The organism is Marivita sp. GX14005 (assembly GCF_023370775.1).
GTDB lineage: Bacteria > Pseudomonadota > Alphaproteobacteria > Rhodobacterales > Rhodobacteraceae > Marivita.
In genome coordinates, this window is sequence record NZ_JAMCCQ010000002.1 from 422,078 (window position 1) to 443,398 (window position 21,321).

At 62.3% G+C, this 21,321-nt stretch carries 19 protein-coding genes, 2 tRNA genes and 1 riboswitch; of the genes, 11 read left to right on the forward strand and 10 right to left on the reverse strand.

The window, feature by feature from the left end:
• Window positions 1–64 precede the first annotated feature (64 nt).
• The 3 genes from ftsY to M3465_RS08305 all read left to right on the forward strand — a co-directional run bounded on the left by ftsY (window position 65) and on the right by M3465_RS08305 (window position 3,009).
• Window positions 65–1,423, forward strand: coding sequence for a signal recognition particle-docking protein FtsY (gene ftsY / locus M3465_RS08295; protein ID WP_249501271.1), 1,359 nt, complete (start codon window positions 65–67; stop codon window positions 1,421–1,423).
• 79 nt (window positions 1,424–1,502) lie between these two features.
• The gene (locus M3465_RS08300; RefSeq protein WP_249501272.1) at window positions 1,503–2,405 is read left to right on the forward strand and encodes an EamA family transporter; all 903 of its coding nucleotides are present in this window, start codon (window positions 1,503–1,505) and stop codon (window positions 2,403–2,405) included.
• A gap of 4 nt (window positions 2,406–2,409) precedes the next feature.
• Complete coding sequence (locus M3465_RS08305; protein WP_249501273.1) at window positions 2,410–3,009, forward strand: inner membrane-spanning protein YciB; 600 nt, start codon at window positions 2,410–2,412, stop codon at window positions 3,007–3,009.
• A 39-nt stretch (window positions 3,010–3,048) separates the two neighbouring features.
• Here M3465_RS08305 and M3465_RS08310 read toward each other — a convergent pair whose 3' ends face one another.
• Window positions 3,049–3,477 (reverse strand): Lrp/AsnC family transcriptional regulator, encoded by a 429-nt coding sequence (locus M3465_RS08310; RefSeq protein WP_249501274.1) that lies wholly within the window; start codon window positions 3,475–3,477, stop codon window positions 3,049–3,051.
• Window positions 3,478–3,691: 214 nt separating this feature from the next.
• On the opposite strand from M3465_RS08310, the gene M3465_RS08315 reads away from it, so the two are divergent.
• The 3 genes from M3465_RS08315 to M3465_RS08325 all read left to right on the forward strand — a co-directional run bounded on the left by M3465_RS08315 (window position 3,692) and on the right by M3465_RS08325 (window position 6,640).
• Window positions 3,692–4,780 carry a type III PLP-dependent enzyme domain-containing protein gene (locus tag M3465_RS08315; protein WP_249501275.1) on the forward strand — a complete coding sequence of 363 codons (1,089 nt, stop codon included), beginning with the start codon at window positions 3,692–3,694 and terminating at the stop codon, window positions 4,778–4,780.
• A 192-nt stretch (window positions 4,781–4,972) separates the two neighbouring features.
• Window positions 4,973–6,049 carry a T6SS phospholipase effector Tle1-like catalytic domain-containing protein gene (locus M3465_RS08320; protein ID WP_249501276.1) on the forward strand — a complete coding sequence of 359 codons (1,077 nt, stop codon included), beginning with the start codon at window positions 4,973–4,975 and terminating at the stop codon, window positions 6,047–6,049.
• 168 nt (window positions 6,050–6,217) lie between these two features.
• On the forward strand, window positions 6,218–6,640 hold the full coding sequence (locus tag M3465_RS08325; RefSeq protein ID WP_249501277.1) for a CoA-binding protein: 423 nt from the start codon (window positions 6,218–6,220) through the stop codon (window positions 6,638–6,640).
• A gap of 15 nt (window positions 6,641–6,655) precedes the next feature.
• Here M3465_RS08325 and M3465_RS08330 read toward each other — a convergent pair whose 3' ends face one another.
• From M3465_RS08330 to hisA, 3 genes are all read right to left on the reverse strand, one after another.
• Entirely contained in the window at window positions 6,656–6,964 is a 309-nt protein-coding gene (locus M3465_RS08330; protein WP_249501278.1) for a phosphoribosyl-ATP diphosphatase, read from the reverse strand.
• Window positions 6,961–7,722, reverse strand: coding sequence for an imidazole glycerol phosphate synthase subunit HisF (gene hisF, locus M3465_RS08335; RefSeq protein ID WP_249501279.1), 762 nt, complete (start codon window positions 7,720–7,722; stop codon window positions 6,961–6,963). Before hisF ends, M3465_RS08330 begins: the two co-directional genes overlap by 4 nt.
• Before the next feature lie 85 nt (window positions 7,723–7,807).
• Window positions 7,808–8,530 (reverse strand): 1-(5-phosphoribosyl)-5-[(5-phosphoribosylamino)methylideneamino]imidazole-4-carboxamide isomerase, encoded by a 723-nt coding sequence (gene hisA, locus M3465_RS08340; RefSeq protein ID WP_249501280.1) that lies wholly within the window; start codon window positions 8,528–8,530, stop codon window positions 7,808–7,810.
• Window positions 8,531–8,665: 135 nt separating this feature from the next.
• Between hisA and M3465_RS08345 the strand changes: the two genes are divergently transcribed.
• Window positions 8,666–9,049, forward strand: coding sequence for a DUF2147 domain-containing protein (locus M3465_RS08345; RefSeq protein WP_249501281.1), 384 nt, complete (start codon window positions 8,666–8,668; stop codon window positions 9,047–9,049).
• Window positions 9,050–9,068: 19 nt separating this feature from the next.
• Here M3465_RS08345 and hisH read toward each other — a convergent pair whose 3' ends face one another.
• Both hisH and hisB read right to left on the reverse strand, forming a co-directional pair.
• On the reverse strand, window positions 9,069–9,704 hold the full coding sequence (hisH, locus tag M3465_RS08350; RefSeq protein ID WP_249501282.1) for an imidazole glycerol phosphate synthase subunit HisH: 636 nt from the start codon (window positions 9,702–9,704) through the stop codon (window positions 9,069–9,071).
• Window positions 9,705–10,292 carry an imidazoleglycerol-phosphate dehydratase HisB gene (gene hisB / locus M3465_RS08355; RefSeq protein ID WP_249501283.1) on the reverse strand — a complete coding sequence of 196 codons (588 nt, stop codon included), beginning with the start codon at window positions 10,290–10,292 and terminating at the stop codon, window positions 9,705–9,707.
• A 116-nt stretch (window positions 10,293–10,408) separates the two neighbouring features.
• Here hisB and M3465_RS08360 point away from each other — a divergent pair, with 116 nt between their 5' ends.
• Complete coding sequence (locus tag M3465_RS08360; RefSeq protein WP_249501284.1) at window positions 10,409–10,807, forward strand: hypothetical protein; 399 nt, start codon at window positions 10,409–10,411, stop codon at window positions 10,805–10,807.
• A gap of 26 nt (window positions 10,808–10,833) precedes the next feature.
• On the opposite strand, the gene M3465_RS08365 is transcribed toward M3465_RS08360, so the two are convergent.
• Together M3465_RS08365 and M3465_RS08370 are read right to left on the reverse strand one after the other, a co-directional pair.
• Window positions 10,834–10,908 (reverse strand) — tRNA-Gly (locus M3465_RS08365).
• A 22-nt stretch (window positions 10,909–10,930) separates the two neighbouring features.
• Window positions 10,931–11,005 (reverse strand) — tRNA-Gly (locus M3465_RS08370).
• Window positions 11,006–11,430: 425 nt separating this feature from the next.
• On the opposite strand from M3465_RS08370, the gene M3465_RS08375 reads away from it, so the two are divergent.
• Complete coding sequence (locus M3465_RS08375) at window positions 11,431–12,474, forward strand: hypothetical protein (protein ID WP_249501285.1); 1,044 nt, start codon at window positions 11,431–11,433, stop codon at window positions 12,472–12,474.
• A gap of 208 nt (window positions 12,475–12,682) precedes the next feature.
• On the opposite strand, the gene M3465_RS08380 is transcribed toward M3465_RS08375, so the two are convergent.
• Window positions 12,683–16,126 (reverse strand): pyruvate carboxylase, encoded by a 3,444-nt coding sequence (locus M3465_RS08380; RefSeq protein WP_249501286.1) that lies wholly within the window; start codon window positions 16,124–16,126, stop codon window positions 12,683–12,685.
• A 57-nt stretch (window positions 16,127–16,183) separates the two neighbouring features.
• Window positions 16,184–17,347 (reverse strand): alpha-hydroxy acid oxidase, encoded by a 1,164-nt coding sequence (locus M3465_RS08385; protein WP_249501287.1) that lies wholly within the window; start codon window positions 17,345–17,347, stop codon window positions 16,184–16,186.
• A 141-nt stretch (window positions 17,348–17,488) separates the two neighbouring features.
• Between M3465_RS08385 and M3465_RS08390 the strand changes: the two genes are divergently transcribed.
• Together M3465_RS08390 and metZ are read left to right on the forward strand one after the other, a co-directional pair.
• Window positions 17,489–19,852 (forward strand): ATP-dependent helicase, encoded by a 2,364-nt coding sequence (locus M3465_RS08390; protein WP_249501288.1) that lies wholly within the window; start codon window positions 17,489–17,491, stop codon window positions 19,850–19,852.
• Between the two features lie 134 nt (window positions 19,853–19,986).
• Window positions 19,987–20,063: riboswitch (SAM riboswitch) on the forward strand.
• Window positions 20,064–20,120: 57 nt separating this feature from the next.
• On the forward strand, window positions 20,121–21,299 hold the full coding sequence (gene metZ, locus M3465_RS08395) for an O-succinylhomoserine sulfhydrylase (RefSeq protein WP_249501289.1): 1,179 nt from the start codon (window positions 20,121–20,123) through the stop codon (window positions 21,297–21,299).
• Window positions 21,300–21,321 lie beyond the last annotated feature (22 nt).

Genomic DNA, 21,321 nt, shown 5'->3' on the forward strand with positions numbered 1-21,321 from the left:
CTTCCATCTTGCCGCGCGAGCCACTAACTCAGAAGGACATATGTCTCAACGCGAAGGCAGGCCCATGTCCTTTTTCGGCAAGCTGAAAACCAAACTCTTCAAATCCTCGTCGAAGCTCGACGAGGGGCTGGACGCGATCGTCTCCGAAGGTGCGCAGGAAACGCCTGAGCCGGAGATCCCGCCCGCCCCGGCACCCGATCCGAAGCCAGATCCCGGCCCCGGTCCGGATATCTCGCCGCCGTCCGAGCCCGATCCGGTGTCGGAGCCGCCCGACGCCCCCGTCACCCCGCCCGCGCCCGAGGAGGTGCCGGAGCCAGATCTGCCACCGCAGCCGGTGCGCCCGCCGAAACGCGACGTGCCGAACCAGCCCGATCCCCAGCCCAGCGAGCCGCCGCGCGAAGCGCCCCAACCGGACGATCCCGTCCCGTCCTCGCCGCCCGAAGCCCCGCCCGCCCCGCCAACCGAAGTGCCGCCTCCCTCCGCGCCCCCTGGCGGGCCGGTCACGCTGAAGGATTCCCCGGTTCGCCAGGAGACCAAACCGAGCCTGCTCGACCGGCTCCTCAAACGCGACAGCGCACCGTCGGAAATTCGGCGCGAGCTCGATGACGACATGCTCGAACAGCTTGAGGAATTGCTGATCCAGGCCGATATGGGCGTCGATACCGCGCTGCGCGTCACCGCCAATATCGCAGAAGGCCGGTTCGGCAAGAAACTCTCGGCGCGCGAAATCAAGGAAATCCTCGCCGCCGAGGTCGCACGCATCATGGAGCCGGTGGCGCGCCCGCTTCCGCTTTATCCCAGCAAACCGCAGGTGGTGCTGGTCGTTGGCGTGAACGGTTCGGGAAAGACCACGACCATCGGCAAACTGGCCAGCCAGTTCCACGCCGCCGGCAAGAACGTGGTGATCGCCGCCGGCGACACGTTCCGGGCCGCCGCCGTGGAGCAGTTGCAGGTCTGGGGCGAACGCGCCGGCGTTCCGGTCCTCACCGCCCCCGAAGGATCGGACCCGGCCAGCCTTGCCTTCGACGCGCTGACGCGTGCGCAAGCCGATGGCGCGGATTTGCTGATGATCGACACGGCCGGGCGTCTGCAAAACCGCGCCGATCTGATGGAGGAACTGGCCAAGATCGTCCGCGTCATCCGCAAGAAGGATCCAAGCGCACCGCACAACACCCTTCTGGTGCTCGACGCGACCACCGGCCAGAACGCGCTCAGCCAGGTCGAGACTTTCCGCAAGCTCGCCGATGTCTCCGGCCTCGTGATGACGAAACTCGACGGCACAGCGCGCGGAGGCGTGCTGGTCGCGCTGGCCGACAAGTTCGGGCTGCCGATCCATGCCATCGGCGTCGGCGAGCAGATCGACGATCTGCAACCTTTCGATCCCAAGGAATTCGCCGCCGCGCTGACCGGCATCGCCGCCTGATGGCTTCTTTGGGCCTCAAATACCTCGGGGGTATGGGGGCTGGCCCCCATGAAATCTTCCAGAGCCCAGACACCACCCCATGAGCGCGTGGCTGTTGTCCCTCGAAGGCACCGAAGCGGGCCATCAGCTTGCCCTGGCGCTCGCGCTGTCCGCCGCGCTGCTGCACGCGATCTTCGGCGCGCTGCAAAAGGGCCGGCACGATCCCTGGCTGTCGCGCGGCGCGATCGATGCCAGCTACGGGCTGATGGCGGCGCCTTTCGCGCTTTTCGTCGTGCCCTGGCCGGAGCCGCATATGTGGCCCATCTTTGCCGGCGCCTTCATCATCCATCTCGGCTACAAGCTGCTTCAGGCGCAGGCCTACACCAAGGGCGCCTACACCGTCGTCTACCCGGTCGTGCGCGGCACGGGTCCGCTTTTCGCGGTGATCGGCGCCTATATCATCTTCGGCGAGACATTTTCCTGGGTGCAGTGGTCCGGCCTTGGCGTGCTGCTCCTCGGCATCTTCGGGCTTGCGGTCTACAACCTCGCCTACCTGCGAACCGCGCGCGAAACGCTCCCGGCCGCGCTGGGCCTTGCGTTCGCCACCGGACTTTTCGTGGCGCTCTATACGACCTACGATGCCTACGGTATCCGCGCAACCGCGGACCCCTTCACGTTCCTCGCGTGGTTCTTCATGCTCGACGGGATCGCGATGCCGATACTCGCGGGCCTGCGCTACCGCTCGATGACCTACCGACCCGCCTTGCCGCCGCTTGCGCTGCGCGGCGTGATCGGCGGCGTGATCGCCTTTGCCAGTTTCGGCTCGGTGATGATGGCCACGCGGCTCGATCAGGTCGGCGAGGCGGCGGTGCTGCGCGAAACCTCCACTGTCTTCGCCGCCATCATCGGCTGGTTGTTTCTGAAAGAAACCGTCGGACCGCGCAGGATTGCGCTCATGGCCTTGATTGCGCTAGGGGCGGTCATCGTCGAAATCGGAGGCTGAACCCGTGGCACGCAAACAACTTCCCCAATGGGCCAAAACCGCGCTGGAATTGGGTCCGGTCATCGGGTTCTTCGTCGCCTATCTCTGGGTCAAGGAAGACGTGTTCACCGTTCGCGGGACGGATTACGAGGGATTTATTATCGTCACTGCTGCCTTCATTCCGGTCATTCTCGCATCTATGGGCGTGCTTTGGTGGCTGACGGGGCATATCAGCCGGATGCAGATCGTCACTGCGGTTCTGGTCGTGGTGTTCGGCGGCCTCACGGTCTGGCTGAATGACGATCGGTTCATCAAGATGAAGCCGACAATGGTCTATGCGCTGCTGGGCGGGGTTCTTGCGATCGGGCTCTTGCGCGGGCAAAGTTATCTGCGCGTCGTCATGGGCGAGCTGCTTCCGATGGAGCAGGAAGGATGGATGATCCTGACCCGACGCATGACCGCGTTCTTCTTTTTCCTTGCAGCCGCGAACGAGGCGGTCTGGCGCACGCAGAGCACGGAGGTCTGGGTCTATTTCGAAACCTTCGTGCTGACCGGCGCGCTGTTTTTCTTCTTCATCGCGCAATCGGGGCTGATCCAGAAATACAGCACGGCGGAAGAAGAGTAGGGGGATGTCGCAGAAGATCTGACGGCCAGAACACGCAACCTACCTCCGCCGGTCGAGCTTCGTGCTCAGGTGAATGAGGCTTTCCGAGCTTTTCACACCGCGCGCCTCGGCGATCACGTCGAGCGTGCGGTCAAGTTCGTCCGTGCTGTCCGCGCTCAGTTCCACGATCAGATCGACCCGCCCCGATACGGTGTGAACGCTGCGCACGTTCGGCAGGGTTTTGAGCCGCGCCAAGACCTCTGCGGCGGTGCGCGGCGCAATGGACACGAGCGCGGTCGCGCGGATCGGAGGCTCGTGCGCCGCGCCTTTGCGAATGGTGAAACCGGCAATCGCACCGCGAGCGACCAACCGCTCTATCCGGGCCTGAACCGTGGTGCGCGCGATGCCGAGCCGGCGCGCGAGATCGGCAACGGGAAGCCGCGCATTCTCGGTGAGCAAGGAGACGAGTTTCTGATCCGTTTCGTCCATCTGTCCAAACGTTTCGTCATATAGCCGGAGCTTTCCTGTCAAACTGTCACATCTGCGCGGTTAAATCGACAGGTTTCCATGTCAGGCTGGGAATAGTCCAATACGCGAGGTCACGATGCAGGCAAAGCATGATGCAGAATTTCAAATGATACCGAGAGGCAGTGTCTCGGGTGCCGTGGCTTATCTCCGCCGCGAGTTGCCCGATGAGCCGGTGATGTTTCTGCATCCGGACGCCCTCGCGACGCAAGCGCAACGGTTCCTTTCAGGCTTCCCCGGCCGCGTCAGCTATGCCGTCAAGGCAAACCCCGACGAAGTGGTGCTGCGGTATCTGGCGCTGGCGGGGGTCGATACGTTCGATGTCGCGTCCGTGGAGGAAATGCATCGCGTGCGCCGCATCGCACCGGATGCGCGGCTGCATTATCACAACCCGATCCGTTCGAACGCCGAGATCGCCGAGGCCAAGCGGTTCGGCGTAGCCTCGTGGTCGGTGGATCGCCTTTCCGAGCTTCGCAAACTCGGGGATTTGCCCTCTGATACCGAAATCGCGGTGCGGCTTTCCTTGCCACGCCCCGGCGGGGTCTATGATTTCGGCAGCAAGTTTGGGGCCACGCCAGAGCTTGCGGCATCGCTGCTGCGCGAGGTGTCTATTATGGGCTGCCGCCCGGCAATCACCTTTCACCCCGGCACCCAATGCACCGATGCCGGTGCGTGGCAAGACTATATCGCAGCGGGTGCCGAGGTTGCGAAACGCGCCGACGTTCGTCTTCAAAGCCTCAATGTCGGAGGCGGGTTCCCGTCGCTGGTCGGAGACAGGCCGGAAAGGCTGACGCGCATCTTTCAGGCGATTGAAGCCGCGGCCAAGGCCGCCTTCGGTCCGAACGGCCCCGTGCTCTGGTGCGAGCCGGGGCGCGGTATGGTGGCACCGGCCATGTGTTTGCTGCTGCGTATCAAGTCGAGGACGGTCGACGCGGTAACCTTGAATGACGGGCTCTACGGCGCGCTTGGCGAATGGCGCGATCTGGCGCCTCCGGCGCGGCTCGTCGTCCTCTCGCCGAAAGGCTCGGTGCGCTCTGGTCGGACGGCGCCTTTTACGGTGTTCGGGCCGACCTGCGACAGTCTCGATTGTCTGCCCATGCCGTGGCATCTGCCAATGCATGTGCAGGAGGACGATTACATCCTCCTCGACGGGGCAGGGGCTTATGCCCAGACGCTGACCACCCATTTCAACGGATACGGGCTGAGGCGCGTTGTGGAACTGCCCGAAGAACAATCGGGCTCTCGACAAGACCGCATGGCCGGCTAGTCTGCGCATGAAGCAGACGAAGGCAGACCTGTGCAAAGGACCGACGCAAGCTTGCTCAGAACAGGCGAAAGAGACTCGCAAAACCGGGCATCGCAGGCGCTGTCCGACATAGGCGGCCGACGATCCGGTTCCAGCCAACAGCGCGGTATACCGCCTGCACGATTGCGTGTCCGGCGTGGAGTGTTCTGAAACATGCGCCCATCCCGCGCGGTCAATGCCGTTCTCGGCTGGTTCCGCAAACGCTTCACCTCGGATCATTCCCGGATCGCCCCCCGGCGCGGGCCGCGCGATCATGTTGTCATACTTGATGGAACGCTGTCCTCACTCGATCCGGGGCATGAAACCAATGCGGGGCTATTGTATCGGCTGTTGCAGGAATTGAACGGGGAGATCTCGCTCTATTACGAAAACGGGCTGCAATGGGAGGATTGGCGCAGCTTCTCGGACATCATGCTGGGGCGGGGCATCAATCGGCAGATCAAGCGGGCCTATGGCTATCTGGCCTCGCGATACCGTCCGGGCGACCACATTTTTCTCTTCGGCTATTCGAGAGGCGCCTTTGCCGTGCGGTCGCTTGCCGGGGTGATCGACAGTATCGGCTTGCTGCAGGCCGAACATGCGACCGAGCGCAATATCCGCCAAGCCTATCGCCTGTATCGCGACGCTCCCGAAAGCGCGGCAGCGGGCGATTTCACGCGACTTTTCTGCCACCCGGACACGGTGATCGAGGTTGTCGGCGTCTGGGACACGGTGAAGGCGCTGGGACTGCGCTTGCCACTTTTGTGGCATCTGAACGACCGGCGGCATGGGTTCCACAGCGATCAACTCGGCCCCGCGATCCGGCATGGCTTTCACGCGCTCGCCTACCATGAACGGCGGGTGGCCTATGCGCCGGTGCTCTGGTCCTCCGCGCCCGAATGGAACGGGCGGCTCGAACAGGTCTGGTTTCGCGGCGTGCATGGCGATATCGGCGGCCAGTTGCGCGGTTTCGAAGAGGCGCGGCCGCTATCGAACATTCCGTTCGTCTGGATGCTGGAGCGTTCCGAAGGCGCGGGGCTCCGGCTACCCGAAGGTTGGAAAAGGCGGTTCGTTCAGGATGTCACCGCCCCGTCGCGCGGGAACTGGCGCGGCTGGGGCATCGTGTTCTGGCATCGCAGGCGGCGAGTCATAGGGGCGGATCCGTCCGAGCGGCTGCATGAAACGCTGCAGGATGCTCTGACCGAGGCAGAGCGATCCGCCGTCCCGAAACCGCTGCTAACGCGCTTGTGATCGGCGATGCGGCGCATCGCCTTTAAATCCTGCATTGGCCGCCTATCTAAAGATCAGAGCGCGGGTCTGGAACGCCCGCAGCCTCTTCACTGTCCCTCGTTCCAACACTGGCGCCCAAGGTCTCCTTGGGCGCTTTTTCTTTGTCCTCATGCAGGTTAGGCTCGGTTTATGACGAATACAGACGATCAATTGCGCGACATACTGGCTCGGACGAAAACCATCGCCCTGGTCGGTGCATCGATGAAACCGGACCGTCCGTCCAACTATGTCGGACGCTATCTTTTGGACAAGGGCTACCGGGTGATCCCCGTGAACCCCGGCCACGCAGGCGAGCCGCTTTTCGGCACCGAAGTCGTCGCCACCTTGTCGGAGATCGACGCGCCGATAGATATGGTCGATATCTTCCGCCGCTCCGAAGCGGTGCCGGCCATCGTCGATGAGGCCCTGGAGGCGTTTCCCGATTTGCAGACGATATGGATGCAGATCGGCGTCAGGCATCCCGTCGCGGCGGCGAAAGCCGAAGCGCGCGGCGTCGATGTCGTGATGGACCGCTGTCCGAAGGTGGAAATTCCGCGCCTGATGGGACGATAGGCGGGACGAAGCGGCTTAGCCTCGTCCGGCCTTTTCGGCGAGGCCGGATTGCGACTGGCGGCGTTCGAGCTCCGCCATGACATCGGCCAAAGCCACGTCGCGGGATTTCAGCATGACCAGCAGATGAAAGAGCACATCCGCCGCTTCCGATGTGAGCCCTGCACGATCGCCCTTGACGGCCTCGATGATTGCTTCGACGGCTTCCTCGCCGAACTTCTCGGCGCATTTCTCGGGCCCTTTGGACAGCAGCTTGGCGGTCCAGCTGTCCTCGGCGCTGGCCCCGGCGCGGGCGGCGATGATGCGGTCAAGATCGTCAAGCGTCATGACAGCCTCACCGGAATGCCTGCCGCGGCCATATGCGCCTTGGCATCCCCGATCGTGTGTTCGCCGAAATGGAAGATCGATGCGGCCAGCACCGCGCTGGCTCCGCCTTCCGTTACGCCTTCGACCAGGTGATCGAGCGTGCCGACCCCGCCCGAGGCGATCACCGGCACGTTCACGGCATCCGAGATCGCGCGGGTGAGCGGCAGGTTGAAGCCCGATCTGGTGCCGTCGCGGTCCATCGAGGTCAGCAGGATTTCTCCGGCGCCTTTCTCGGCGACCGTCCGGGCGAACTCCACCGCGTCGATGCCCGTGGGTTTGCGGCCCCCGTGGGTGAAAATCTCCCATTTGCCGGGCGCGACCGTCTTGGCATCGATGGCGACGACGATGCATTGGCTGCCGAAATGATCCGCCGCTTCGGCCACGACATCCGGATTGGCGACGGCGGCCGAATTGAACGACACCTTGTCCGCGCCGGCCAGCAGAAGCGCGCGCACATCCGCGACGCCGCGCACGCCGCCGCCGACCGTGAGCGGGATGAAGCATTGCTCTGCCGTGCGGGTGACGACATCGAACATCGTGCCGCGGTTTTCATGCGTGGCATGGATATCGAGGAAACAGATCTCGTCGGCGCCGGCGGCGTCATAGGCGCGGGCGGCATCCACCGGATCGCCGGCATCGCGAAGATCGACGAAGTTGACACCCTTGACGACGCGCCCGTCGGCGACGTCGAGACAAGGGATGATGCGGGTTTTCAGCATGTGGCGGGCCTGTCGATCCGGTTTCGCGTCTGGGAAGGGGAGACCGTTGGAATATGAGTATTTGTAAAGAGAAGATGCGGGAAGGTCACGCGTTCAGCACACGTAGCGCCTCTTTCAGATCGAGCGCACCATCATAGAGCGCGCGGCCGGAGATTGCGCCATTCAGCTGCGCGCCGCAATCGCGCAGTGCGATCAGATCGTTCAGCGACGATACACCGCCGGAGGCGATGACCGGGATCGAGACTGCGCGAGCGAGAGCGGCGGTGGCCTCGATATTCGGGCCTTGCATCGCGCCGTCGCGGTTGATGTCGGTATAGATGATCGCGGCAACACCCGCATCTTCGAAGGAGCGGGCGAGATCGGTGACCATGACATCCGTTTCCTCGGCCCAGCCCTTGGTGGCGACGCGCCCGCCCCGCGCATCGATCCCGACGGCGACCTTGCCGGGAAAGACGCGCGCGGCCTCGCGCACGAGGTCGGGGTTTTCCACGGCCACGGTGCCGAGGATCACGCGCGCGAGGCCCTTGTCCAGCCAGGTTTCGATGGTTTTCATGTCGCGGATGCCGCCGCCGAGCTGCGCCGGGATGCTTGTTTGCGCGAGGATTGCCTCGACCGCCGCCGCGTTGACCGGCGCGCCGGCGAAGGCGCCGTTCAGATCGACGAGGTGCAGCCATGCGCAGCCGGCCTGTTCGAACTCCTGCGCCTGGGCGGCGGGGTCGTCGTTGAACACCGTGGCTTTTTCCATATCGCCGCGCAGCAGGCGCACGGCCTTGCCGTCTTTCAGGTCGATGGCGGAATAGAGGATCATGGGCGCGCTCCGGGGTTTGTTTGCGCGTTGCTTTGGCATGGCGGCGAAATACATGCAACGCGACCTTGCGTCAGGCTTGATCGGTCGCGCGGTTGCGGGCGAGGATCGGCTCGGGTTTTGAAGGGAGGAACCGCGATGAAATGGATGACGATGGCGGCCGGATTGACAATCGCCGCGAGCGGCGCATTGGCCGATCCCGCGCATGGAACTTGGCAGACCGAAGTGGATGACGGCAATTACGCGCATATTCGCATGGTGCCTTGCGGCGAAATGGTCTGCGGCGTGATCGCGCGCAGTTTCAATGCGCAGGGGGAGTTCGCCTCGCCCAATACCGGCAAGACACTGGTGATCAATATGGTGCCTCAGGGCGGCGGCAAATACGAGGGCAGGGTCTGGCGGCCGTCGAATGACAAGATCTACATGGGCAAGATGCAGCTTCGCGGCGACACGCTGGATCTGTCGGGCTGTGTCGCGGGCGGGCTTTTGTGCTCCAAGCAGACCTGGAGCCGCGTGAAGTAGGGCGGGGCCATAGACGGCATCAGGGGCGCCAGCTCAGGAAATTGGCGATCATCCGCAGCCCTGCAGCCGCGCTTTTTTCCGGGTGGAACTGGAAGCCGATCCGCGTATCGCGCGCGACGATGGCGGTGACGTCGCCGCCATAATCCGCATGGGCGAGCCGCTGCTCCGGGCTGTCGATGCGCATCTGGTAGGAGTGGACGAAATAGGCGTGATCGCCGGTTTCGATGCCATCGAGGACGGGGTGGGGCGCGTCGATCACCAGATCGTTCCAGCCCATATGCGGCACCTTGAGAGCCGGATCGCCCGGCGTGATCCGTTCGACCTCGCCGTCGATCCAGCCGAGGCCCATCGTCTCTTCGTATTCATGCCCGATACGGGCCATGAGCTGCATGCCGACGCAGATGCCGAGGAAGGGGCGGGCCTTGACCTCGACCGCCTCGACCATCGCGGCGAAGGCGCCCGAAGCGCGCAGGGCTTTCGCGCAGGCCGGGAACGCGCCGTCTCCGGGCAGGACGATGCGGTCGGCGCGGGCGATCACGTCGGGATCGGAGGTGACCGCGATCTGGCCCGTGCCGTTTTCGAGCGCCATTTTCTGGAACGCCTTTTCAGCCGAATGCAGGTTGCCGCTTTCGTAATCGATGATCGCTGTCAGCACTTACAGGGCACCCTTGGTGGAGGGGATCGCATCGGATTTGCGCGGATCTGTCTCCAGCGCATCGCGCAGCGCGCGGGCGACCGCCTTGAACGCGGCTTCGGCGATATGGTGGCTGTTGATGCCGTGCAGCATGTCCACATGGAGCGTGATGCCGCCATGTGTGCTGAGCGCCTGGAAGAACTCGCGCACCAATTCGCAATCAAAGGTGCCGATCTTCGACGTCGGCAACGCCACGTTCCACACCAGATAGGGCCGGCCCGAGAGATCCAGCGCCGCACGCACCAGCGCGTCGTCCATCGGCAGAAGGCACGCGCCATAGCGCACGATCCCGCGCTTGTCCCCGGCCGCCTGCGCCAGTGCCTGACCTAGGGCGATGCCTGTATCCTCTACCGTGTGGTGATCGTCGATATGCAAATCGCCCGTGGCCCGGATGGTCATGTCGATCAGCGAATGGCGGGCCAACTGGTCCAGCATGTGATCGAAGAACCCCACGCCGGTTTCATTGTCATAGCGGCCCGTGCCGTCGAGATCGATCTCGACGGTGATATCGGTTTCGGCTGTCTTGCGTGTGATGGTTGCGCTGCGCATAGGGTTCCCCGGAATGGTCGCGGCCTTATAGGCGGCGCGGGCGCCCGGGCCAAGCGAGGAACGTCCGCTTGACAGAGAAGGCGGCAGAAGGTGGTTTTCGAGAAACGGAGGTGCCGATGACGACGCGCTCGATCACAGCCGGTCTGACCTATGGGCTTGCGGTTTTCATGCTGGGCTTTGCCTTGGGCGTGCTGCGCACGATCATGCTGCATCCGCTCGTCGGAGAGCTTTGGGCGGTGGCTCTCGAAATCCCGATCATCCTTGCAGCCGCCTGGGCGATCTGTGCGGCGGTCTTGCATCGGTTTCGCGTTGCGGCCCGGTGGCCGGCTCGGCTTGCGATGGGCGGTGTTGCCTTGTTCTGCGTGCTGATTGGCGAGGCGGGTGTGTCGCTCTGGATGTCGGACCGAACGCTCAAGGCGCATCTGGCGCTCTATGCCACTCCGAGATCGGCTCTTGGACTGCTGGCACAGTTTGCCTTCGTGCTCTTCCCGGCCCTGCAACTGCGCCGCCGCTGAAATATCATTCGACAAGAGGAAACCGATGGAGCGGGCGAGGCGATTCGAACGCCCGACCCTAACCTTGGCAAGGTTATGCTCTACCCCTGAGCTACGCCCGCGCTGCCATCGTTTTGACCGGATTGGAGCGGGCGAGGCGATTCGAACGCCCGACCCTAACCTTGGCAAGGTTATGCTCTACCCCTGAGCTACGCCCGCGCTGCCAATCTGGTATGCGCGGATTTAGTGGGTGTTGCGGCGGGGTGCAAGGGGAAAATTTTGGGGCGGGGTAGGGGCAACGTTCATAGGCAAGACATAATATCAGTTGCGATCTGTGAGAGCGAAAAGTGTTGCTTCGCCGCAATCGTAAAATTGCCTGCCTCCACTGGCGAAAGCGGTCTTCAGGATTATTAGTCGCGCATTCGACCTACGCGGGTGGGTTCGCTCACGAGATAAACCTTGCGCGTGTTACGATTGCGCTCATGCTTCGTTTTTCACACGAACTCCATAACTTAGACGCATTTTCGCATGACAGTGCACTTAGCCTTAGTTGTTCAAAACCTTAGGAAGGCTCGTGATGCCACCAAAGTGATGAACCAGTAGCCACGAGAAACCAGAACAGATAGCAAAAGAAAGCGCGGCCAGTGATCGAAGACGTTACGACTAGTTTGTTAGCTCAAAGCGGAATTGAGCTTTGGGTGGACTTAGGCATATTGCTTTTCGGATTTGCCCTGGCACTGCTCATACATCGACGCAGTTCGTGGACACTTCGGCGGATTCCATACTTTGTGGCCGTTACCGGACTTTTTTTTCTTCATTCTGTATTTTTAACGGTTTCGTTGATATTTTCCGACGTGATTCAACCAAGTGGTCTATGGTTGTTTATCGTTACGGTCTTGTTTGCACAGATGGTATTCGGGTACCTTTACGGCGTAATTTCTCTTGCACGCTCGCTTGACAGCTATGGCAACGGGCACATGGCTTGGGTTGCGTTCGTCCCAATCGCGTTTCTCGTTTTGTGGTTCAAGGCACCTCTTAATAATAAAAAGCCGATTAGTGCCGCTCGCATGGTGGGTAACGCTGCTGCAGTGTTTTTGGGGCTTGCTTTCTTTGCCCTGCGTGCAATTAACGACCCCTTTAATGAAGCTGCTTTCGAATACATGATTGATCATACCGAAGCCAATGCAGACTTGAGCGCCGCGGCTCGTCTTGCAAAAGCGCAGTCTCAGACGCTGTCGCAAGCGCAGGCTCCGACACGCCTGCCGGCACTGAGGAACGAAGTGATTCAAATCAAAGGGCTCCACAATGGTATGGAATTGAACCAAGCGCTTTTGGCAATATATAGAAGAGGCGGTACCTGTTCCTCTAGTGAAAGTCGCGACGACTTCTCTAACAAGACAGTTGTCTGGACCTCATGCGAAATCCATGACGAGACCCGCCAAGACGATTGGAACAAAACAGACATTTACCTTAGTTCGGATCGCACCCGGAGCGGGCTGGTACTGACACACATTCATTTCCAATGTGAGTATATAAATACTTGTGGAATGTCCTTCAATGAGATTACTAAAGCTCCACGAAGCGCTGGCGTGCTTTCAAGAAATTCAGATGATCGCAATATTCGTATCAACGACAACGGAAATATCACGCTTCCAATAATCGGAACCGACGAACCAATTTTCAACTAATGCACAGACATCGTCTACAAGTCTTCAGCGGGTGAAAATCGAGACGCGAGACGATCACTTCGACTCGCACACTACTAGTTGGTCAGCAACTCGATTTTGCCCATTTCGCGAATGGCCGGAATGCGAGCGGCATTTGGGTAGGGCGCCGAGAGCCCGGCGTTCACTGAAATCGACCGCACTAAGGGACAGGTCTAAGGCGATTCATCCCTCACCCCAACTCCACCAATAAATCCTTCGCGTCGATCTGCCCGCCCGCTTGCACATGCACCGCCTTGACCACCGCGTCCTTCTCGGCGTGCAGGCCGGTTTCCATCTTCATCGCCTCGATGGTCAGCAGCAGATCGCCGGTCTTGACCTTCTGGCCTTCGTTCACGGCCACGCTGGCAATGACCCCCGGCATTGGAGCGCCGATATGGTCGGGGTTGGACGGGTTGGCTTTGGGGCGGGCGGCGGCCGTGGCCTTGATCTTGCGATCGGCGACGCGAATCATGCGGGCCTGACCGTTGAGTTCGAAGAACACCTTGACGTCGCCGTCCTCGTTTGTCTCGCCTACCGTTTGTAGCTGAATCTCCAGCGTTTTTCCGGGGTCGATCTCGACGCTGATTTCCTCGCCCGGTTGCATGCCGTAGAAGAAGGTCCGTGTCGGCAGGGTGCGGACCGGGCCATAGGTGCGATGGCGGCCCATGTAATCGAGGAACACCTTGGGATACATGAGGTATCCATTGAGGTCCTCGTCATCGATCTGCCGCCCCTCAAGCTCGGTTTTCAGCTTCTCGCGTTCCGCGTCGATATCGATAGGGTTGGCATGTTTGCCGGGGCGGTCGGTGAAAGCGGTTTCCCCCTTGAGCACTTTCTTCTGCAGTTTCTCGGGCCATCCGCCCGGCGGCTGACCGAGATTGCCGCGCATCATGTCGATCACGCTGTCGGGAAAGCTGACATCGACGGCGGGGTCTTCGACCTCGGCGCGGGTCAGGCCCTGTGAGACCATCATCAGCGCCATGTCGCCGACGACTTTCGAGGACGGCGTGACCTTGACGATATCGCCGAACATGCGGTTCACGTCCGCATAGGTCTGCGCGACCTCGTGCCAGCGCTCCTCGAGTCCCATGGAACGCGCTTGCGCCTTGAGGTTGGTGAACTGCCCGCCGGGCATCTCGTGAAGGTAGACTTCGGAGGCAGGCGCTTGCTGGCCGCTCTCGAACGCCGCGTATTGGCCGCGCACGGCTTCCCAGTAATTGCTGATCTCGCGTATGGCCGAGATATCGAGCCCGGTCGCGCGATCCGTATGCTCCAGCACCTCGACGACCGATCCCAGTGTCGGTTGCGACGTGTTGCCCGACAGCGCATCCATCGCCGCATCGACCGCATCGACGCCAGCGGCGGAGGCCGCCATGATCGTGGCGATCCCCGCGCCGGACGTGTCGTGCGTGTGGAAATGCACCGACAAGCCGACCTCTTCCTTCAGCGCGGTGATGAGCGGCCCAGCGGCGGCGGGTTTGAGCAGGCCCGCCATGTCCTTCAGCCCGAGGATATGCGAACCCGCATCGCGCAGATCCTTGCCCATCTGGACGTAGTATTTCAGATCGTATTTGGAGCGTGCCGGATCGTTGAGATCGCCGGTATAGCAAATCGTGCCTTCGAGCATTTTCCCGGTATCGAGCACCGCATCCATCGCGACACGCATGTTCTCGACCCAGTTGAGGCTGTCGAAGACGCGGAACACGTCCACGCCGGTCTCGGCCGCCTGCCGGACGAAGAACTGCACCACGTTGTCGGGATAATTCGTATACCCGACGCCGTTCGCCCCGCGTAAGAGCATCTGGGTCATCAGATTCGGCATGGCCGCGCGCAGATCGCGCAGGCGCTGCCAGGGACATTCCTGCAAGAAGCGATAGGCCACGTCGAATGTCGCGCCGCCCCAGCATTCGACGCTGAACAGCTGCGGCAGGTTGGCGGCATAGGCGGGCGCCACCTTGATCATGTCGATGGAGCGCATCCGGGTGGCCAGAAGCGACTGGTGCCCGTCGCGCATGGTGGTGTCGGTGATCAGCACCTGTTTCTGCGCCGCCATCCAGTCGGCCACCGCTTGCGGGCCTTCGCGGTCGAGCAGGTTTTTCGTGCCGGGCGCGGGCGTATCGGTGCGCAGTTTCGGCACCCGCGCGGGTTTGAGATCCTCGGCCGGGCGCGGGCGGCCCGCGACCTCGGGATGCCCGTTGACGGTGATGTCGGCGATATAGGTCAGCACCTTGGTCGCCCGGTCGCGGCGTTTGGCGAAGTGGAAAAGCTCCGGCGTCTCGTCGATGAACTTGGTGTGGTATTGGTTGTTGAGGAAGGTCGGGTGCTTGAGCAGGTTCTCGACGAAGGCGATATTCGTGCTAAGCCCGCGAATCCGGAACTCGCGCAGTGCGCGGTCCATCCGGGCGATCGCCTTTTCCGGCGTCTGCGCCCAGGTGGTGACCTTTTCCAGAAGCGAATCGTAATAGCGCGTAATCACCGCGCCGGAATAGGCCGTGCCCCCGTCAAGCCGCACGCCATTGCCGGTGGCGACGCGATAGGCGGCGATGCGGCCATAATCGGGGATGAAGTTGTTCTGCGGATCCTCGGTGGTGATCCGCGTTTGCAGCGCGTGGCCGTTCAGCTTGATATCGTATTGGCTGGCCTTGCCCGTCGCTTCGGCCAGCGATTTGCCCTCCGCGATCATGATCTGGGCCTGCACGATGTCGACCCCGGTGACTTCCTCGGTCACGGTATGTTCGACCTGAACGCGCGGGTTCACCTCGATGAAGTAGAACTTGCCGGTTTCCATATCCATCAGGAACTCGACCGTGCCGGCACATTCGTAATTCACATGCGCGCAGAGCTTGCGGCCAAGCTCGCAGATCTCCTCGCGCTGCGCATCGCTGAGATACGGCGCGGGCGCGCGTTCGACGACCTTCTGGTTGCGGCGCTGGACCGAACAATCGCGCTCGTAGAGGTGATAGATGTTGCCCTGCTTGTCGCCGAGGATCTGCACCTCGACATGCCGTGCGCGGGTGATCATCTTTTCCAGATAGCCTTCGCCATTGCCAAAGGCCGCTTCGGCCTCGCGCCGCCCTTCGAGCACTTTTTCCTTTAGCTCGTCAGGCCCGTTGATCGGACGCATCCCGCGACCGCCGCCGCCCCAGGACGCCTTGAGCATCAGTGGATAACCGATCTCTTCGGCCTCTTTGGCAATTGCGTCCCAATGGTCGCCAAGCACATCGGTGGCCGGAATCACCGGAACGCCAGCCTCGATGGCGACCTGGCGCGCGGACGCTTTGTCCCCGAGCGCGCGCATGGTCTGCGCGCGCGGGCCGATGAAGGCGATGCCATTGGCGTCGCAGGCATCCACCAGATCGGGGTTCTCGGACAAGAGTCCGTAGCCCGGATGCACCGCATCCGCGCCCGACTGGCGGGCAACGCGTATGATCTCGTCGATGTTCAGATAGGCGGCGACAGGTCCCAGACCTTCGCCGATGCGGTAGGCCTCATCCGCCTTGAACCGGTGCAGGCCGAGCTTGTCCTCCTCGGCATAGACGGCGACCGTGCGTTTGCCCATCTCGTTGGCGGCCCGCATGATGCGAATGGCGATCTCGCCGCGGTTGGCGATGAGGATTTTCTTGAAGTCGGGCATGATATCGGTCCTGTCGCAGGGTCAGTTCTGGGGTTCGAGATAGGGCGCGTGCCTGTTTCAATCTGGTGGTTCGGGTCTCCACAAGCGCGCCGCGCCGCGCAGGTCGTCGGGGCGTTTCGCGCCAAGTTGGCCGAGATTTGCTTCGATGTCCTTACGCAAAACGTCGGTTAGATGCGCCGGACCGTCATCGCCCAAAGCGGCCAGCGCGTAATGCCACGCGCGGCCAAGCATCACGAAATCCGCGCCAAGCGCGATGGCGCGCAGGATATCGAGCCCCCCTTCGATGCCGCTGTCCAGAATGAGCGGCAGATCGGTCCTCTCCCGCATCGCCGGAAGAACCTCGATCGGGGCAGGGGCGGCATCGAATTGCCGTCCGGCATGGTTCGACAGCCAGATTGCATCGACACCAGCACGCTCCAGCGGCTCGGTATCCGCCGGATCGAGCACACCCTTGACGAAAAACGTGCCTTCCCAGGCATCACGCAGCCAGCGCAAGTAATCCCAATCGGGCGAGGTGCGCAGCAGGTAGCCTGCATGTTCCGTCGAACTCAGCCCGGTGATCTGGCCGGCGTAATCGTCAATCAGCCGCATGCGCGGCATTCCCGTTCGCGCGATCCCGAAGGCCCATGCCGGGCGCGTTGCGATCTGCGCCAGGATCCGTGGCGTCAGGCGCGGAGGGGTGGTCAGACCCGAACGAACCTGCCGTTCGCGGCGCGACGCTACGGGCACATCCACCGTCAGAACCAGTGTGCCAAACCCCGCATCTCGCGTGCGGCGTAACATATCGGTGCGGATCGCGGCGTCGCGCGGCGGATACATTTGGAACCAGCCATTGCCGTCAAGACAGGGGGCCACATCCTCGGGCCTTCGCGTGGCGACGGTGGACAGGCAATAGGGCAGCTGCGCCGCCGCCGCGGCGCGGGCGAGCCTGCGTTCGGCATCGGGCCAGATCAATCCCGACATTCCGACGGGGCCGATACCCAATGGCAGCGCATAGTCCTGATCGCATAGCCGCGCGCGCAGGTCGGGTGCGATTTCGCCATGCAGGATCGACGGCGTGAACAGCACCCTGTCGAGCGCCGCCCGGTTTCGCCGACGCGTTGCTTCGGTGCCGGTCGCGCTGTCCAGATACTCCCAGACGAATTTCGGCACCCGCCGCTTCGCGCGGGATTTCAGATCGCTGACAGCGGGATAGCGGGCATGGTGATCCATGCGCCGCATTTGGGGGCAGGTCCGCGCGTTTGTCCAGAACCGGATTTTCCGAAAATCCGGCCGTTTCCGTCGACGGAAACGGTGGCCGGTTCATGTGAACATTATCGGAACATCTTTTACTTCGCCGCATCCGGGGTTATCTTGGCGGCCATGAGCAGTTTCGATGAATTGGACGCGTTCGAGAACGCCAGCCTCTCCGCCCGCGCCATGGCCGCGCGCCCGCAACCCTATCTGGACGATCTCAACCCCGCGCAACGCGAGGCGGTCGAGACGCTGGACGGTCCGGTGCTGATGCTGGCCGGCGCGGGCACCGGCAAGACAAAGGCACTGACCACGCGAATCGTGCATTTGCTGAGCACCGGCCGCGCGCGCCCGAACGAGATCCTCGCAGTGACCTTCACCAACAAGGCCGCGCGCGAAATGAAAGAGCGCGTCAGCCGCACGCTGGGTCAAACGGTCGAGGGCATGCCGTGGCTCGGCACGTTTCACTCGGTTTGTGTGAAACTGCTGCGCCGCCATGCGGAACTGGTGGGGCTTAAATCCAACTTCACGATCCTGGATACCGACGATCAGCTGCGTCTGATGAAACAACTGATCCAGGCCGCGGGCATCGACGAAAAGCGTTGGCCGCCCCGAATGCTGTCGGGGATCATCGACGGCTGGAAGAACCGGGCGATCACGCCGGACAAAGTGCCGGCGGCCGACGCGGGTGCGTTCAACCAGCAGGGGCCGAAGCTTTATGCGCTCTACCAGGCACGGCTGATCGAACTGAACGCGGTGGATTTCGGTGACCTGCTTTTGCACATGGTCACGATTTTCCAGGCGCACCCCGATGTGCTCGAACAGTATCAACGCTGGTTCAGATACATCCTGGTCGATGAGTATCAGGACACCAATGTCGCGCAATATCTTTGGCTGCGACTGCTGGCCTCTTCGCACAAGAACATCTGCTGCGTCGGTGATGACGATCAGTCGATCTATGGCTGGCGCGGCGCCGAGGTAGGCAACATCCTGCGTTTTGAGAAGGATTTCGAGGGCGCGCATGTGGTGCGGCTCGAACAGAATTACCGCTCCACGCCGCATATCCTGGCCGCCGCAAGCTCGGTCATCCGGGGCAATGCCTCGCGGCTGGGCAAGGAACTCTGGACGGACGCGGAGGAGGGCGAGAAGGTCCGCCTGATCGGGCATTGGGATGGCGAGGAAGAGGCGCGCTGGATCGGTGAGGAAATCGAGGCGATGCAGGCGGGCACGCGCGGCATGCGGGCCATGTCGCTCGATGAGATGGCGATCCTCGTGCGCGCATCGCACCAGATGCGCGCCTTCGAGGATCGGTTTTTGACCATCGGTCTGCCCTATCGCGTGATCGGCGGCCCGCGTTTCTATGAGCGGATGGAGATCCGCGATGCGATGGCCTATTTCCGGCTTGTCGTGTCGCCCGACGACGATCTGGCTTTCGAGCGGATCGTGAACACCCCCAAGCGCGGGCTTGGTGACAAGGCGCAGCAGACCATCCAGACGGTCGCTCGCGCGAATGGCACGAGCCTTGTCGACGGGGCGCGGCACGCCGTGGAGCAGGGCCTGATCAAGGGCAAGGGCGGCACCGAACTGGCCCGGCTTGTGGACAACCTTGCCCGCTGGGGCCGCATGACGAACGATGTCGGTCATGTCGAACTCGCCGGGCAGGTGCTCGACGAGAGCGGCTATACCGCGATGTGGCAGAACGACAAGACGCCCGAAGCGCCGGGGCGACTGGAAAACCTCAAGGAGCTTGTCAAGGCGCTCGAGGAATTCGAGAACCTGCAAGGGTTCCTGGAGCATGTCAGCCTGATCATGGATAACGACAAGGGCGGCGATGGCGAGAAGGTGTCGATCATGACCCTGCACGCCGCCAAGGGGCTTGAATTTCCCGCCGTGTTCCTGCCGGGTTGGGAGGACGGGCTGTTCCCGTCGCAACGCAGCATGGATGAAAGCGGTGTGAAGGGGCTCGAAGAGGAGCGCCGGCTTGCCTATGTCGGCATCACCCGCGCCGAGGAGCTTTGCACCATCTCCTTCGCCGCAAATCGCCGCGTCTTCGGGCAATGGCAATCGGCGCTGCCGTCCCGCTTTATCGACGAGCTGGATGAAGATCATGTCGAGGTGCTGACCCCTCCGGGGCTCTATGGCGGCGGCTATGGTGCTGCCGGCATGGCGTCTCCGGCGATGCAGATGATGGCCGGGTCGGATCTGCACGAAAAGGCAGCCGAGGCGAATGTCTATAACTCGCCGGGCTGGCGGCGCCTGCAGGCACGGGCCTCCCAAAGGCCGGTCAGCCAGCCGTCCGAGGCGCGCAACACCGTGATCGATGCGACAGCGATCTCGTCCTACGCGCTGGGCGAGCGGGTGTTTCACCAGAAGTTCGGCTATGGCGCGGTTCAGGGGATCGAGGGAGACAAGCTGGAAATCGCATTCGACAAGGCCGGCACGAAAAAAGTCGTCGCGCGGTTCATTTGTGCGGCAGACGATGTGCCGTTCTAGGCGCGCGGACGCGTCGACGCGTCCGGGATTTTCAGTCGACTGAAAATCTGGAGGCTCTGCCTCCAGACCTCCGAGGTATTTGAGGCCCAAAGAAGCGCAAGTCGGCGCCTTGATTCTCGGCGTTCCGGGCGGTATGCACGCGTTGTGGCGATTTGTTACCGGATTGCGGGCCACGTTAAACACTCCGCTAAAAGGCCTGCCGAAAGCCCCCTTTCGCCGTGCCGGAACGGGGCTTTACTTATTTTGGCGCAGGCCGAGGGGATACAGGATGGAAAACAGGAAACCGCGTACGCGCATGGTTCATGGCGGCACCAGGCGCAGTCGCTGGAACGAGGTGAGCGAAGCGATCTTCCTCACCCAGGGGTTCGTTTACGATAGCGCTGAGCAGGCCGAGCAGCGTTTCGTGTCATCGGGGCCGGATGAATATATCTATGCCCGCTACGGCAATCCGACGGTTGCGATGTTCGAGGAACGCATGGCGCTGCTGGAAGGCGCGGAAGACGCTTTCGCCGCTGCCAGCGGCATGGCGGCGGTCAACGGGGCGCTGACATCCATGCTGAAGGCCGGCGATCATCTGGTCTCGGCGCGGGCGTTGTTCGGATCATGCCTGTATATTGTGGAGGAAATCCTGCCCCGGTTCGGGGTCGAGGTCACGCTGGTCGATGGCAGCGATCTGGATGCGTGGCGCGCGGCAGTGCGGCCCGATACGAAGGCGGTCTTCTTTGAATCGATGTCGAACCCGACGCTCGATCTGGTCGATATCGAGGCCGTCGCGAAGATCGCGCATGCGCAGGATGCGGTGGTCATTGTGGATAACGTCTTTTCGACCCCTGTATTTTCCCGCGCGGTCGAGCAGGGTGCGGATGTCGTGGTCTATTCCTCGACCAAGCATATAGACGGGCAGGGGCGCACGCTTGGCGGGGTGATCCTTGGGCAGCGCGAGCATATTCGCGGCGTTGTCGAGCCTTATATGAAGCATACCGGTGGATCGATGTCGCCTTTCACCGCCTGGGTGCAGCTGAAGGGGCTCGAGACGATCGATCTGCGGGTGCGAGCGCAGGCCGGCTCGGCGCAGGCGATTGCCGAGGCGATCAATGGGCATGATGCGCTTGAAAAGGTGATCTATCCCGGTCTGCCGGGCCATCCGCAGTCCGATCTGGCGCGGCGTCAGCTGGGCTCCGGCGGCACGATGCTGGCGCTGGAACTTGTCGGTGGCAAGGAGGCGGCGTTCCGCTTTCTCAACGCGCTGGAAATCGTGCTCATTTCCAACAATCTCGGTGACGCCAAGAGCATCGTCACGCATCCCGCCACGACGACGCATCAGCGTCTGACGGCGGAGCGGCGGGCGGATCTCGGGATCGGTGACGGTTTGGTGCGCCTCTCAGTCGGGATCGAGGATACCGAGGACCTGATCGATGATATTCTGTCCGCGCTGGACGCGGTTTGATCAGGCGTAGGTGATCCGAACG